The organism is Acinetobacter sp. YH01003, from assembly GCF_013420525.1.
In the GTDB taxonomy this organism is placed as follows: domain Bacteria; phylum Pseudomonadota; class Gammaproteobacteria; order Pseudomonadales; family Moraxellaceae; genus Acinetobacter; species Acinetobacter towneri.
The window spans coordinates 1-15,530 of sequence record NZ_VOXY01000019.1; the positions used below are offsets into that span (position 1 = coordinate 1).

Genomic DNA, 15,530 nt, shown 5'->3' on the forward strand with positions numbered 1-15,530 from the left:
TTCAGTTAAAATCATTTTGAAGTTTTAATCTAAACTTCCAAATCTGGCTCATCAATTTTCTGACTTAAATTTCGCTCAAATAAACTTCGAGTAATTTAAACCAATCAATCAATGAAATATCTTCGATCAATCAATCAGTAAAAATCCACACAAGTTGTTCTTCATAATCTCTTAATGATCTTCTCAATGCTTCGTCAGCATCAAGCTAGGTCGGCTATATTACGCTTTATTTCTAAAGTGTCAACTGGTAATTTAAATTATTTTAAACTTTCTTTCTAAAACCCAACCCAGTCGATTTCAATCAAGTCATTGTTTTACCAGAAGTTTTAATCTTCATCACCGCCGATGGATGTGCATTATAGGTGAAATATTTCGCCTTGCAACCCCTCTTTTTAAGTTTTATGAGTTTTTTAGTCCGAACGGTTATTTATTCGGCAAAATATTTTAAATCTGTATCATTCTTGCTCAAAATTAGCAGTATGCTTATTTTCCAATATTAGCTACACTACTTTAATGTTCATTCGTGTTGTGTTGAAATGACTCAAAATTTAAAAATAATAACCTTGCTGTCATTTGTAGCAATGCAAACACCTATTTTGTATGCTGCACCTGCATCAAATCTTTATAACACTACATTCTCCATTTTAGCGTATGCAAAATGGCAAGCTAGCACGCCCAAACTTTGTGTTGTAAATCAAGATAATATTGCACAACAATTCAAAAAACATGCCCCATTACATAATAAATATGACATTCAACCCATTCAAAGCCATGAAATATCTAAAAGTAATTGTCAAATATTAATTTTTTCTACGCTTTCTGCTGCACAAGAACAACATACCTTAAATACTCAAGTTCGATTTCCAGCCCTATCTATTAGTTTAAACAATCTGGAATGTGAAACTGGCAGCGCTTTTTGTCTTTATAAAAAAAATGATAACTATGCTTTTAAAGTCAACATGGAAAGCTTGACTCAATCTCAAGTGCATATTGATCCGCGTGTATTACTGCTTGCAAAAACATCGGAGTCAAACTCATGAAGCAGTTATACACTCCAATTACCTTGCATCAATTATTCACACGCGCACAACTCACTATCTTTGCTCTGACTTTTACAATTTGTTCAATGATTTTTCTGGTCATTTCAACCTACACCATGAACACCTTCGCAAAAAATAGTTTGCAAAGTTTATCTGCAGCATTAAATGAACGCATTCAGCCTGCAGTGGTTTTTAATGATCAAATGACGCTCAACAAAATTCTCTCTGAACATACGCAGCGTTATTCTATTCGTTCAATTGAAGTACGCTCACCTAAACAGACACGTATTGCCTTTATTGAACAGCAAGGTCTAGAGCATTTTTCAATTCAGGCTTTATTGGACTATCTGTTTTTTAATCATCCTGTTCGGCTGAGTATTGACCATGATCAGCAAAACTATGGCGAACTGGTGGTGTATGGAAACTCTAGTGACTTGGTTAGTTTCTTTTATAAAATCGTTTTAGGTTTAATTTTCGGTTTTATTTTGCTTTTAATTGCTGTGTTTTGGTCAATTAATTCAATTTATCAATATCTCATGCAATCTTTAAGTTCTATTGTCAGCTCGGCACAGGAGATCAGTGCACAAAAAAATTATAAGCTGCACGTTTCAAGTTCAGATATTCAAGAACTTCATGAACTGAGTTATGCCTTTAATGGCTTACTCAATGAAATTGAACAATCCCATAAAAATTTATTGGTCGAAAATCATAAACTGCAATTTCAGTCACAATACGACAATTTAACGCAGCTACCAAATCGTAATTATTTTTATGAAACACTGTTTAAGCTATTTACCCAGCCTTCTGCTACGGCCGCAGTATTTTTTTTAGATATTAATAACTTTAACCAAATCAATAACCAATTTGGGCATTTGACTGGCGATAATATCTTGCGTGATTCATCGCATTGTCTAATTCAGATTTTGCCCTCACATGCGTTTGTTGCGCGTTTAGGTGGCGATGAATTTGCAATAATCTTAACTGGCTCACACTCCACTTCAGAATTAGAGGGTTATTGTCAAAAGATTCATGCGTGCTATGGCTCTACATTTAGGTATGAACAGCAACAAGTTTCCCTAAATGTCAGTATTGGCGTAGCATTGATTGAATATGCCAAAACTCCTGAAAATTTAATTGCCGATGTCGATCGCGCAATGCTCAAAGCCAAACGTGATCAATCAAAATGGTATATTTCACCTCAATCAAACAATAAACAGGTTCCTTATGCTTAAAAAAGTTCTGATCGGTACACTTATTTTTGTTATGGTTTCACTCAGTGCTTGCATGAGTTTAGGGAATGTCAGCTATAAGCAGGCACGCATGCTAAAACAAGAAGGTTTTATTTTAAGTGATGATGGCTGGACTTTAGCCCTGCCTGAACGCTTGTTATTTGGTTTTGATGAATACGCCATTCAAAACAACCAAAAAGAACGCCTGAACCAATTGGCACAACAGCTGCATAAATATGACTTGGATAAACTCAAGTTTATTGGTCACACAGATAACCTAGGCTTAGCCAGCTACAATCAAACCCTTTCTGAAAAACGCGCCCAAAATGTGGCTCAGGTTTTTTTAGATCAAGGTTTTGAAAGAAAAAATATTCAGGTGATTGGGCGCGGTGCAACACAACCAATGGTAAGCAATGACACACCAGCAAATCGTGCCACCAACCGACGCGTCAATGTGACGATTGTGCCTTAATAAAAAAGACACTAAAACTTTCTTATTTTTAGCCTCATTCTTGAGGCTTTTTTATGCCGACCAATAACTAATATGAAGCCAATTTTAAACCTAACAAGGCTTTCACAAATTTCAGGCATAAAAAAACCGCTTAACGCGGTATCTTTATTGACTTGACCATTTATACTTAGCATCTGTTCTATTTAGAAAATGGTCGGAGCAGTAGGATTCGAACCTACGACCCCCTGGTCCCAAACCAGGTGCACTACCAGGCTGTGCTATGCTCCGAAATTGGGGTGAATGACGGGATTCGAACCCGCGACAACTGGAATCACAATCCAGGGCTCTACCAACTGAGCTACATCCACCATCATGTTTGGTTCTTTTATACCAAGCTACCAAAAAATGGCGCGCCTGACAGGATTCGAACCTGTGACCATCCGCTTAGAAGGCGGATGCTCTATCCAACTGAGCTACAGGCGCATGACCGATGATACATAATATCATGCGATACGTTGCCTTGAAGAATTGGTCGGAGCAGTAGGATTCGAACCTACGACCCCCTGGTCCCAAACCAGGTGCACTACCAGGCTGTGCTATGCTCCGATTCATCTCAGCTTTTTGTGTATCGCACATCGTGCGGTACGGTGTGCATTCTAGGCGCGACGCCCGAAGACGTCAACACCTATATTTAAAAAAAATTAAAAAAAAGCTTCAACCGTATATTTATCAAGCATTTTTGATATTTTTCAATCAATTTTAGCGTTTTAAGCTCGCACTGAAATTCAACATACGATCTAGTGGTAATTTAGCACGTTCTGCCATGGCAGGTTCAACGAATACTTCTTGATCACCTGTTTGCAATACATGCAAAATTCCATCCAATTCATTCATCGCCATCCACGGGCAGTGTGCGCATGAACGACAGGTTGCACCCTCACCTGCAGTTGGTGCTTCAATTAGAATTTTATTTGGTACAGCTTGCTGCATCTTGTAGAAAATACCGCGGTCTGTTGCCACAATTAAACGCTCGTGTGGCAAAGTTTTTGCCGCTTGAATAAGTTGCGAGGTACTGCCCACCGCATCAGCTACATCAACAACTGATTCTGGTGATTCTGGATGCACCAAAACTGCTGCATCCGGATACATGGCTTTCATATTAGCTATACCGCGTGAACGGAATTCTTCATGCACAATACACGAACCATCCCAAAGCAGCATATCTGCGCCAGTTTTCTTTTGAATATAGCGTCCTAAGTGCTGATCTGGCGCCCAAATGATTTTTTCACCTAAGCTATCGAGATGTTCAATAATTTCAACCGCACAGCTTGAGGTAACGACCCAATCTGCACGCGCTTTTACCGCAGCGGACGTGTTGGCATAAACCACGACTGTATGATCAGGATGCGCATCACAGAAGCGGCTAAACTCATCGACAGGACAACCTAAGTCTAGCGAACAAGTCGCTTCTAAAGTTGGCATAAGAATGGTTTTTTCTGGCGATAAAATTTTGGCAGTTTCGCCCATAAATTTTACACCAGCTACGACCAACGTGGTTGCCGCATGATCACGACCAAAACGTGCCATTTCCAGTGAATCCGAAACACAGCCACCTGTTAATTCAGCCAGTTCCTGTACTTCAGGATCGCAGTAATAATGGGCAACCAAGACAGCATTGTGCTTTTCGAGTTCTGCTTTAATTTGCGCAAATTTTTCCTGCTTGGCTTGCTCACTCAAATGATGTTCTTTGGTTTCACCCAAGCGATCTAAATGCGCCTGCACAATTGATTTGGCTTCATTGGCAATTAAATTGGTCGCATCATTCATAACAACGTCTTCTCTATCTTCATGCTTGCCCGAACACAAGCTTACTCAAGTCACTGATGATATGGGGGCAATTTACTCATTCACCAGCCCTTTGCCGATTGAATGCTAAAAAAGCCTCACAACGGAGGCTTTATCACTCAATTTGAATTTTTACGAACGGTAATCCGCGTTGATCTTGACATAATCGTAAGACAAGTCACAAGTATAGACTGTATCTGTCGCTTGACCACGTCCTAAATTTACACGAATGGTCATTTCGGTTTGTGCCATGACTCGCGCGCCCGCTGCTTCGGTATAGTCGGCAGCAGCACCGCCATCTTTGCAAATTTGCACATCATCCAACCAAACCTGAATTTTTTCAACGTCTAAATTTGGCACGCCTGCATAACCAATTGCAGCAAGAATACGCCCCCAGTTTGGATCTGAGGCAAAAATGGCCGTTTTTACCAATGGTGAATGTGCAATGCTGTACGCAATATCACAACATTCTTGGGTATTGTCACCATCTTCAACACGTACCGTGATGAATTTTGTTGCACCTTCACCATCACGGATAATCAGTTGTGCCAAACGCAACATCACACGATTCAAAACATCTAATACCACAGCATAACGCGGGTCATTTTCACTGCAAATTTCAGTGCCACCCGTCTGACCAGTCGCCACCAAGATACATGAATCATTGGTCGAGGTATCGCCATCTACAGTAATACGGTTAAACGATTGTTCTACGCTGTGTTTGAGTAATTGCTGCAAGATGTCACGTTGAATTGGTGCATCGGTTGCAACATAGCTAAGCATGGTCGCCATATTTGGGCGAATCATACCTGCACCTTTAGAAATGCCTGTCATGCTATAAGTAATACCATCTAACTCAAACTGCTCAGATGCACCTTTTGGCGTGGTATCTGTGGTCATAATACCTGTCGCAGCATCATGCCAAGCATCCTCACGTAACGATGCCAGCGCAGGCGCTAAACCAGCAACCAAGCGCTCAATCGGCAATTGCTCACCAATCACACCTGTAGAAAATGGCAAAACTTCTTGGGTAGATACACCTGCCAATTCAGCCAATTTGGCACAGGTAATTTCTGCATTTTGCATACCCAATTTGCCTGTACCCGCATTGGCATTTCCTGTATTAATGACCAAGTAACGCGGATTGCCCTGAGCTAAATGTGCTTTGGACACATACACAGGTGCAGCGCAAAATGCGTTTTGAGTAAAGACACCCGCCACATTTGAGCCTGCTGCAAATTCAAAAATAACTAGGTCACGTCGGTTCTGATAACGCACATAAGCCTCTGCTGAACCAATTTTTACACCTTTGACCACATGCATGTGTGGCATAGAGACGTCACCAACTGCCATTTTGAAATTTCCAGTACAAATTTGAGAATGTCACAGCTTAGTGGAAATTGAAGAAAAAATCGAGCATCCACCCTGCTTGATTCAACTTTTGTTAATACACAAGGTCATATATAAAAAACCAGCCCGTATGGACTGGTTTTAATCTTCAATATAATGCATCAGCAACTAAAATTATACTGATTGAGCCTATTTGGATTATGGCGTAGTCGCAACCACGGTTTCACCCAATAAAGCCTGTTTTGCACGTTCTTGACTTGCTGCAGATAAAGCAGGATTTGCAGCCACAATACGATTTACATTGGCAGCATTCGCAGGTGCAATCGCTGCAGTATGCAACACGATTGGACGCTGATCTGGATTGGCAAAGGTATAACGAATACCTGTGCGTGGGCTTGCCACAGTCACGTGACCATTATCCACTTGTACCTGTGCAGTGGTCGCACCCACAGCAGCTTGAACTTTTGCAGGAGTTGTCGTTGTTGCCGCATTTGCAAATGCGAAAGTAGGCAAGCTCAAGGCAACAATCATTAAAGGTTGTAATACTTTTTTCATTTTTTGTTCCACACGTGGATATTGCATGTGCAACTAAATAGCATTTAATTCCAAAATCTGCAAATGCTATACACATCTTGCAAAACTATTACCACAAAGATTTTGCACCCCAAAATACAAAAAGCAGAACCAAAGTTCTGCTTAAGTTGTAACAAGTCAGGTTTAGATTTTACCGTGACACTGTTTATATTTCAGTCCTGAACCACATGGGCATGGCGAGTTACGGCTTGCAGGTGGAACAACCGTTTGCTCAGCAGCACTGTACTGTGGTTCTGATTCAAAGGTTTCGCCCGTTAAACCATCTACATCAGCATGTGAAAGATTAAGCTGCATCGCTTCTGCTTGCGCTTGCTGCTGTGCTTCCATCGCTGCCAATTCTTCAGGTGTTGGGACATGCACACGCGAAAGATCGGTCACAACATCGGCTTTAATCACGCCCAACATATTCACAAACAAGTTAAAGGCTTCTTTTTTGTACTCTTGCTCAGGATTCTTTTGTGCATAACCACGTAAATGAATACCTTGACGCAAATAGTCCATCGCCGCCAAGTGATCTTTCCAGTGACGATCAAGTGAACTGAGCATAAAGTGGCGTTCTAGCATCGCAGCAGATTCATCACCCATTTGCTCACGACGTGCACGGTAACGTGTCACAATTTCATCGGCAATACGTTCAACCAAAGCTTCTTCATCTAGGCGACGATCATCTTCGAGCCATTGGTTAATTGGTAATTCGACGCCCAAATCATCACGCAAGGCACGCTCTAAACCATCAATATCCCATTGGTCATGAATTGATTCTGGTGGAATATAATTGGCGATCATACCTGTGACCACTTCACGGTGCATTTCTTCAATATAGTCTTGCAGCGTGCTTTCTGCCAGAATATCATCACGCTGTGAATAAATGATCTTACGTTGTTCGTTGTTTACGTCATCGTATTTCAACAAGTTTTTACGGATGTCGAAGTTACGTGCCTCAACTTTACGCTGTGCATTTTCGATAGAGCGTGACACCATTTTGTGTTCAATCGCTTCATCTTCCTGCAAGCCCATAGCACGCATCATTGCTACAACACGATCACCTGCGAAAATACGCATTAAGTCATCTTCGAGTGACAGATAGAAACGTGACACGCCTGGGTCACCCTGACGACCTGCACGACCACGCAACTGGTTGTCAATACGACGCGATTCGTGACGTTCTGAACCAATAATGTGTAAGCCACCTGAACTTAACACCATGTCATGGTTTTGTTCCCACTCTGCCTTTAAACGCGCTTCATCTTCAGGAGTTGGGTTTTCAATTTTGGCTAGCAAAGCTTTCCAGTTACCACCTAGCAAAATATCTGTACCACGACCCGCCATGTTCGTGGCAATAGTCACCGCACGTGGTGAGCCTGCTTGCGCAATGATGTCAGCTTCGCGTTCGTGTTGCTTCGCATTCAATACTTCGTGCTGAATACCTGCTTCACGCAGTTTATCCGATAAAATTTCTGAAGCTTCAATGGTCGCTGTACCAATCAGAATTGGTGCGACACCCGCTTCATGCACGCGTTGAATTTCTTGAATAATCGCGTTGTATTTACCAGTACGGTTTAAATAAATTAAATCGTTTTGGTCATTACGAATCATTGGTCGGTGCGTTGGAATGATGACCACATCAAGACCATAAATTTCTTTCATTTCTGCAGCTTCAGTGTCTGCAGTACCCGTCATTCCCGAAAGCTTTTTGTATAAACGGAAATAGTTCTGGAAGGTTGTGGTCGCTAAAGTCTGGTTTTCAGGCTGAATTTCTAGACCTTCTTTCGCTTCTACCGCTTGGTGCAAACCTTCTGACCAGCGACGGCCAGGCATGGTACGACCTGTGTTTTCATCGACAATAATCACTTCACCATCATGGATGATGTAATGCACGTTGCGTTGATACAAGAAGTGCGCACGAATAGCTGCAGATACGTGATGCACCAAATTCAGGTTAGATGCAGAATACAGACTTTCGCCTTCTGCCAATAAACCCATTTGAATTAATTCATTTTCTACCGTTTCATAACCAATTTCGGTCATTTCTACAGTACGTTGTTTTTCATCAATCCAGAAATGTCCACCATCGGCTACTTTTTCTTCTTTTTGTGCATGCAATTTTGGCGGAATGGTGTTGATTGCTGCATATAACTGCGATGAGTCATCACTTTGACCAGAAATGATTAATGGGGTACGTGCTTCATCAATTAAGATCGAGTCCACTTCATCAATAATGGCATAAGTCAGACCACGCTGTTTTTTCTCACTCAGCGAGAACACCATGTTGTCACGCAAGTAGTCGAAACCAAATTCGTTATTGGTACCGTAGGTAATGTCTGCGCGATAAGCCTGTGCTTTTTCAGTCGGGTCTTGCATGGAATAGATAATGCCAATGCTTAAACCTAAAAACTCAAATAAAGGGCGGTTGAGTTCGGCATCACGCTGTGCCAAGTAGTCGTTCACAGTAATGACGTGCACGCCCTGACCGCTTAAAGCATTTAAATAACAGGCCAAAGTTCCCATTAGGGTTTTACCTTCACCTGTACGCATTTCTGCAATTTTACCTTCATGCAAGGTAATACCACCAATCAACTGCACGTCATAGTGACGCATGCTCATGACACGTTTGGCGGCTTCACGACATACTGCAAATGCTTCTGGTAATAATTTATCTAAACTTTCGCCTTTGTTATAACGTTGTTTGAATTCTTCGGTTTTTGCAGATAAGTCTGCATCGCTTAAGGCAGATATCGTCGGCTCGAGCGCATTAATCTTGTCTACGATTTTACGCATGCGTTTGAGTTCGCGCTCATTTTTAGTACCGAAGACTCCTCCGATCAGACTTGCCAACATGAATAAACTCTCTAAATCTTGCTTGTCAAATAAATAGGTTTTTCTTAGTGGTTATTATGGTGCTAGAAATTTGAAGTACAAGGGTTTTGCACAAAAACCTATTAAAAATTCCAATCTCTACTTGCCATTTCTCGCTGCTAAGTAGCAGTTAATGTAACAAATTTCGAGCGGACGATATATAGCAATCACACATCAATCTATTTTGAAAATGCAATAAAAATGACACACCATATTCAAATTATTCATAAGCACATACAAAAACACTATTTAATTCTGCAAAAGGAATGGCGCATAGTAGTACGCATACATCACACAACAAAACAAGACAGAGGTACACAATGACTATTCGCTTAGGTGACATCGCACCCAACTTCACACAAGATTCAAATGAAGGCCCAATTGATTTTTATGAATTTTTAGGTGACAGCTGGGGCATTCTATTTTCGCATCCTGCCGATTACACACCTGTCTGCACCACCGAGCTAGGCTATACCGCAAAACTGAAAGATGAATTCAGCAAGCGCAATGTCAAAGCGATTGCACTTTCTGTAGATGATGCTGAATCTCATAAAGGCTGGATTCAAGATATTAACGAAACTCAAGATACAACGGTTAATTTCCCAATTCTTGCTGACCAAGATCGTAAAGTGTCTACCCTGTACGATTTTATTCACCCGAATGCCAGCGAAACACTGACTGTCCGCTCATTAATCATTATTGATCCAAATAAAAAAGTACGCTTGATCATTACTTATCCTGCTTCTACAGGACGTAATTTCCACGAAATTTTACGTGTCATTGATTCACTACAACTGACTGACAATTACAAGGTTGCAACGCCTGCCAACTGGCAAGATGGTGAAGATGTGGTCATTGTGCCTGCCATTCAGGATGAAGCGGAACTTAAAGAACGCTTCCCAAGTGGATATAAAGCCATCAAGCCTTATTTACGTTTGACCAAACAACCGAACCGCACTTAATTAAGTGTTACATGAGCAAGCCTATCTTCGGATAGGCTTTTTTATGCTCCAATTCCGTTAATCCAATTGTGATTGGCGACACACAACAGATCAGGTATAAGCAAAATAACATTCATAAAAAAACGTCATTTTGTGATCTACAACATTCATCATTTACATTGCGGCACGTTTTGCCCAATCTGTGCGCCTTTATTTGGACAACAAGGTTGGCAGGCAAAATTGGTCTGCCATTGTCTATTATTAGAAACAGATCAAGGCTTGGTCTTGGTCGATACAGGCTTAGGCGTTGAGGATTATTTACATCCCAAACAGCGTTTAGGCACATTACTGACCCATACCGCTCGGATTCAACACGACTTAAGCCAGACCGCACTCAAGCAAATCCAGCAACTTGGTTATCAGGCCAGTGATGTGCAACATATTTTGGTATCGCATTTGGACTTTGATCATGCGGGTGGGATTGCTGATTTTCCAAACGCGACTGTGCATATCTTCGCGAGTGAATACAAGGCAGCCTGCAATTTAAAGTCTTTAAAAAATCGCATGCGTTATAAACCTAAGCAATTTCAGCAACATACTCATTGGGATTTTTTAGAACCAACCCGAGGTGAAGCTTGGTTTAATTTTAATCGTGTGCAAGGTTTAACAATTTTTAAGGATGAAATTTTACTGATTCCTTTGCCTGGACACTCCGCTGGTCATTGTGGCATTGCCATTCGGCAGGCACAGGGCTGGTTATTTTTCTGTGGCGATGCTTATTATGCGCAAGCACAGCTAGACCCTAAACAATGCTTCCCAGCACTACATACAGTTGAGTATTTGTTTGCAGAAAATAATTTAATGCGTTTAAAGACTTTAGCGAATATTCAGCATTTGGCTCAAACTGCACCACAAGTTGAGATTATTTGCGCACATGATCCAATTGCCTTAGCGCAATATCAAATACCAAAAGCCTAAATAAAAAAGGATTTAACCCAAAAGATTAAATCCTTTTTAATAAACATTTTGATCGAATGATCTAGTCGCGTTTATCTAACGGTATCCAGTCAATCACCCATGCAGATTTCATATTCAAACTTGGGTCTGCGGTAATTTTCTTGCGGGTTGCATCTGCAGCATCACGGTCTTTAGATGGCCCAACCATAATCCGAACCCCTTTAGACGTTGGACTTTGGGTAACTTTATAACCTTTGGCTTTCAGTTTTGCCGCCAAAGCATCGGCATTGGCTTGGTTAGCTGCCAAAGCCACTTGTACCATCCACTGCTTATCGCCTTCTTCCAATAACTTACGTGCTTTTTCAGCTTCAGCCTTTTTCTTGGCAGCTTCTTCAGCTTTGCGTTTTTCCTCGGCTTTACGCTTATCTTCGGCAGCCTTACGTTCTGCTTCTTTTTTCGATTCTGCTGCTTTTCGCTCTTGTTCAGCTTTACGTTTTGCATCGGCTTGGCGTTGTTCTTCCGCTTTGCGCTTCTCTTCTGCAATGCGTTTTTCTTCCGCTAAACGCTTTTCATCTGCTGCTTTTTTCTCTGCAGCACTACGCTCTTGCGCAGCTTTTAACTCAGCAGCTTTCTTGGCATCCGTTGCTTTTTGCTGCTCTAACTTCTTTTGCTGAGCGGCTTTTTCTTCAGCCAAACGCTTTTGCTTGGCTTGTTCATCTTCGACCAATTCCGGTGGAATATTGTCAGAACTTTGCTGCTGACCAGAACGCAATGCATTTAAGGCAGCATATTCTTCTGCAGCTTTACGCGCTGCTTCAGCTTCTGCCTGTTGTTGCATCGCTAAAAACTCAGCTGCACGTGCTTCTTGCTCCGCTACTGCTTTTTCACGCGCACGGCGCTGCTCTTCAAGCAGACGCTGCTCGGTTTGCACATCGACAGTTAAAGGTTGCAATTGCACCATTTCTGCCTGATTGGCATTTTTATGTTGAACTTGTTCGGCTTGGCTTGGGGTTTTCACATTATTTTGATGTATTTCTTCTTGCCCTTTTAAAAGCAATGCTGCCAATAAAACACCACCACCTAATAAAACAACGCCACCCATCCAGCGCTGTTTGTTATTCATTGACATTCTTCCAAATACTCCCATACCGCTTCTAAGGTATGAAATGATCCACATACCAAAATCAGCTGATTATTTTTTGTTTCATCCAGTGCTGATTTAAAAGCCAATTGTATACTGTCGAAGTGTTGTATTGTTTCGCCTTGCAAAGCCTGATCCAAAACCGTGATCTCTGCCGCACGAGGCACATTTAATGTGGCAATTTTCCACATTACGACACTATCTTTCAATAACTCAACCACAGAATTTATATCTTTATCTGCAAGCATTGAAAAAACACTGACCACTTCAGTGTACTGTTTATTGTAATTTAAGAAATTGCGCAATTGCTTTAACAAAAATTCAACGCCATGCGGGTTATGTCCTGCATCAAAAATCACGGTTTTGCCCTGAATTTGACGAATTTCAAAACGTCCCGCCAATTTGGCCGTTTGAATACCTTGTGCAATTGCGTCTTGGGTGATTTCTAAACCACTGTGCAAGACTGCTGCCACAGCCGTTGAAATATTATCGAGGGCTAAACTGCCTGTTGGAAGTTTTAAGGTACAACCCGATGCAGCAAACATCCATGACTGACCATCTTGCATATCCCGATAAAAATAATCACGATTCAAGACAAACAAAGGTGCATTGCAGGTTGCTGCTTTGTCGTGAATAGCTTGAGGCAAATCTTGCTGACCTGCAAAAATGACAGGAATGTTAGGACGAATAATGCCTGCTTTTTCATAGGCAATTTTTTCGATGCTATCGCCTAACCAATCGACATGATCTAAACCGATATTGGTAATAACCGCCACATCAGGATTGACGACATTGACCACATCTAAGCGTCCACCTAAACCGACTTCAAGCACCCATACATCGCAATCACGTGCTTTAAAAATCACAAAGGCTGCCAAAGTCGTGGCCTCAAAAAAAGATAAACTCAGATCGCAATCACGTCGTGCTTGATCGACTTGCACAAAAGCATCAATCAAACTTTGGTCATCGATTTCGACGCCTGCTAATTTGACTCGTTCATTAAAACGGTAAATATGTGGCGATTGGTACAACCCAACCCGATAGCCCTGCGCATTTAAAATAGCCGCTAAAGTGGTTGTGGTTGAGCCTTTGCCATTGGTTCCCGCAACCGTAATGACTTTAGCTTTAGGATGGGTTACACCCAATTTTTCTGCAACGGGAATGACCCGTTCCAAACCTAAATCAATACCCGTAACGTGAACATGGCTCCAATAATTGAGCCATGTGTTTAAATCATCGGTTGCAAGAGGTGCTGTGTTCAAGGCAAGTTCATCAGTTTCGCAAGAATACGATAAACTGTATCACGTAATGCATGACGATGGACAATTTGATCGACCACACCATGATCAAGTAAGTATTCTGCACGCTGGAACGGTTCTTCCAGTTTTTCACGTACAGTTTGCTCAATGACACGTTTACCCGCAAAACCAATCATCGCTTTAGGTTCTGCAATGTGCACATCACCCAGCATCGCCAATGATGCAGTTACACCACCATATACAGGATGTGTTAATACTACGATGTAAGGTAAGCCTGCTTCTTTCATACGTTGAATTGCTGCAGAAGTACGCGCCATTTGCATTAATGACAACATGCCTTCTTGCATACGCGCACCGCCCGATGCTGCGAAGCAAATTAACGGTTGTTTTTGCTGAATCGCACGTTCAGCAGCTTGCACAAAACGGTCACCCACTACGGTACCCATTGAGCCGCCCATAAAATCAAACTCAAATGCACAAGCAATGACTGGCATATCTTTTAATAAGCCCTGCATCACCACTAAAGCTTCGGTTTCACCCGTTTTCTTTTGCGCTTCAGTCATACGCTCAGGATAAGCTTTGCTGTCTACAAATTTGAGTGGGTCTTTGGCAGAGAATTCTTGACCTAATTCGTTTTGCACTTGGTCAAAGAACCAAGTTAAACGCTCACGCGCTTTCATACGTAAATGTTCATCACATTGTGGGCATACATAAGCGTTGAACGACATTGCCGTACGTGTCACCAAGGCATGACATTCTGGACATTCAATCGTTGGTTCAGTAAAGATCGCTTTTAACGCTTGTTGCTCATCTGGTGTTTCAATACCAGGTACACCACGTGCAGTCCACGGCGTCGATGGGCTTAGAATTTTCCCTGTTTTCACTTCTTGACTCATACTAACTCATCGAGCGCAGCTCGAAGCTCCTTCACTTTATTAACCGTTGCAATGACGGCTTGTTCTGGTGCTAAGCTCGCAAATTGTTTTACAAAAGCACTTCCGACAATGACTGCGTCGGCAGCCGCGCCCATTGCTTTGGCAGATGCAGCATCACTGATGCCAAAACCCACACCCACAGGCACGTTGGTTACAGCTTTAATCTGTTGGATGCGGGTTGCTGCTTCTGCAACATCAAGTGTTGCTGCACCCGTCACGCCTTTCAAAGAAACATAATAAATAAAGCCACTGGCTTGGTTTGCAACAAATTGAATACGCTCTGGTGTAGAAGTTGGCGCTAACAAGAAAATTTGATTCATCCCATATTTATTCAGGACTTCATCAAATTCTTGGGCTTCTTCAGGTGGTAAATCGACCAGAAGTACACCATCGACACCACAGTCATGTGCATATTCAACAAACTTTTCATAACCAATGACTTCTACAGGGTTTAAATATCCCATCAATACCACAGGAGTTTCCTGATCTTTTTGACGGAACTCTTTGACCATGTTTAAAGCATCTAGCGTATTGGTTCCACCTGCCAACGCTCGCTCTGCAGCGAGGGCAATTACTGGACCATCAGCCATTGGGTCTGAAAACGGCAAACCTAATTCAACGACATCTACCCCTGCCTCGACCATTTGATGTAACAACGGAACTGTGACTTCTGGATGAGGGTCACCTGCCATAACATAAGAAACCAAGGCCTTACGCTGTTGAGATTCAAGCTGTGCAAATCGTGTGGCTAAACGTGACATAGGGTTGTATTTTCCTTGAATGATTAAAACTGAGACATTTGCTATTGTAGAAATACAAATTGACCCATTGTAACGCTATTTTTTACTCAATGAATAGCGCACAGGCATGAGTTGCTGCATTTCTGTTTGCAAAACGATTTATTCAGAACAACCGCGAGGCTACATTTACTG

Annotated in this window: 13 protein-coding genes and 4 tRNA genes; 5 read left to right on the forward strand and 12 right to left on the reverse strand. The window is 41.8% G+C overall.

Annotated features, from left to right (window positions below; all coding sequences use genetic code 11):
* Nucleotides 1–536: 536 nt before the first annotated feature.
* The 3 genes from FTT70_RS11995 to FTT70_RS12005 are packed head-to-tail and all read left to right on the forward strand — an operon-like array spanning nt 537 to nt 2,741.
* Entirely contained in the window at nt 537–1,040 is a 504-nt protein-coding gene (locus FTT70_RS11995; protein WP_096902398.1) for a YfiR family protein, read from the forward strand.
* Nucleotides 1,037–2,272 carry a diguanylate cyclase domain-containing protein gene (locus tag FTT70_RS12000; protein ID WP_154321032.1) on the forward strand — a complete coding sequence of 412 codons (1,236 nt, stop codon included), beginning with the start codon at nt 1,037–1,039 and terminating at the stop codon, nt 2,270–2,272. The genes FTT70_RS11995 and FTT70_RS12000 overlap by 4 nt, the downstream gene beginning before the upstream one ends.
* On the forward strand, nt 2,265–2,741 hold the full coding sequence (locus FTT70_RS12005) for an OmpA family protein (RefSeq protein ID WP_154321033.1): 477 nt from the start codon (nt 2,265–2,267) through the stop codon (nt 2,739–2,741). Before FTT70_RS12000 ends, FTT70_RS12005 begins: the two co-directional genes overlap by 8 nt.
* 190 nt (nt 2,742–2,931) lie before the next feature.
* On the opposite strand, the gene FTT70_RS12010 is transcribed toward FTT70_RS12005, so the two are convergent.
* The 8 genes from FTT70_RS12010 to secA all read right to left on the reverse strand — a co-directional run bounded on the left by FTT70_RS12010 (nt 2,932) and on the right by secA (nt 9,347).
* Nucleotides 2,932–3,008, reverse strand: a tRNA-Pro gene (locus FTT70_RS12010).
* Between the two features lie 4 nt (nt 3,009–3,012).
* Nucleotides 3,013–3,088, reverse strand: a tRNA-His gene (locus tag FTT70_RS12015).
* 38 nt (nt 3,089–3,126) lie between these two features.
* Nucleotides 3,127–3,203, reverse strand: a tRNA-Arg gene (locus FTT70_RS12020).
* Nucleotides 3,204–3,249: 46 nt separating this feature from the next.
* Nucleotides 3,250–3,326 (reverse strand) — tRNA-Pro (locus tag FTT70_RS12025).
* A gap of 153 nt (nt 3,327–3,479) precedes the next feature.
* Nucleotides 3,480–4,547 carry a quinolinate synthase NadA gene (gene nadA / locus FTT70_RS12030; protein WP_026438463.1) on the reverse strand — a complete coding sequence of 356 codons (1,068 nt, stop codon included), beginning with the start codon at nt 4,545–4,547 and terminating at the stop codon, nt 3,480–3,482.
* Between the two features lie 150 nt (nt 4,548–4,697).
* On the reverse strand, nt 4,698–5,918 hold the full coding sequence (gene argJ, locus FTT70_RS12035) for a bifunctional glutamate N-acetyltransferase/amino-acid acetyltransferase ArgJ (RefSeq protein ID WP_180080437.1): 1,221 nt from the start codon (nt 5,916–5,918) through the stop codon (nt 4,698–4,700).
* A gap of 195 nt (nt 5,919–6,113) precedes the next feature.
* Nucleotides 6,114–6,470 (reverse strand): hypothetical protein, encoded by a 357-nt coding sequence (locus tag FTT70_RS12040; protein WP_026438462.1) that lies wholly within the window; start codon nt 6,468–6,470, stop codon nt 6,114–6,116.
* Nucleotides 6,471–6,632: 162 nt separating this feature from the next.
* Nucleotides 6,633–9,347, reverse strand: a complete 2,715-nt coding sequence (secA, locus tag FTT70_RS12045) for a preprotein translocase subunit SecA (protein WP_180168651.1) — start codon at nt 9,345–9,347, stop codon at nt 6,633–6,635.
* A gap of 338 nt (nt 9,348–9,685) precedes the next feature.
* Here secA and FTT70_RS12050 point away from each other — a divergent pair, with 338 nt between their 5' ends.
* Both FTT70_RS12050 and FTT70_RS12055 read left to right on the forward strand, forming a co-directional pair.
* Nucleotides 9,686–10,327: a peroxiredoxin gene (locus FTT70_RS12050; protein WP_136144594.1), complete on the forward strand. Its 642-nt coding sequence runs from the start codon at nt 9,686–9,688 to the stop codon at nt 10,325–10,327.
* 132 nt (nt 10,328–10,459) lie between these two features.
* Nucleotides 10,460–11,284, forward strand: coding sequence for an MBL fold metallo-hydrolase (locus tag FTT70_RS12055; protein ID WP_096902404.1), 825 nt, complete (start codon nt 10,460–10,462; stop codon nt 11,282–11,284).
* 61 nt (nt 11,285–11,345) lie between these two features.
* Here FTT70_RS12055 and FTT70_RS12060 read toward each other — a convergent pair whose 3' ends face one another.
* Genes FTT70_RS12060 through trpA form a run of 4 tightly spaced genes read right to left on the reverse strand, consistent with a single transcriptional unit; the run spans nt 11,346 to nt 15,359 of the window.
* Nucleotides 11,346–12,392 (reverse strand): SPOR domain-containing protein, encoded by a 1,047-nt coding sequence (locus tag FTT70_RS12060; protein ID WP_373683197.1) that lies wholly within the window; start codon nt 12,390–12,392, stop codon nt 11,346–11,348.
* Nucleotides 12,383–13,666: a bifunctional tetrahydrofolate synthase/dihydrofolate synthase gene (gene folC / locus FTT70_RS12065; RefSeq protein WP_167845785.1), complete on the reverse strand. Its 1,284-nt coding sequence runs from the start codon at nt 13,664–13,666 to the stop codon at nt 12,383–12,385. The genes FTT70_RS12060 and folC overlap by 10 nt, the downstream gene beginning before the upstream one ends.
* Nucleotides 13,663–14,559 (reverse strand): acetyl-CoA carboxylase, carboxyltransferase subunit beta, encoded by an 897-nt coding sequence (gene accD / locus FTT70_RS12070; protein ID WP_004976262.1) that lies wholly within the window; start codon nt 14,557–14,559, stop codon nt 13,663–13,665. Before accD ends, folC begins: the two co-directional genes overlap by 4 nt.
* Nucleotides 14,556–15,359, reverse strand: a complete 804-nt coding sequence (gene trpA, locus FTT70_RS12075; RefSeq protein WP_004976260.1) for a tryptophan synthase subunit alpha — start codon at nt 15,357–15,359, stop codon at nt 14,556–14,558. Before trpA ends, accD begins: the two co-directional genes overlap by 4 nt.
* Between the last annotated feature and the right edge of the window lie 171 nt (nt 15,360–15,530).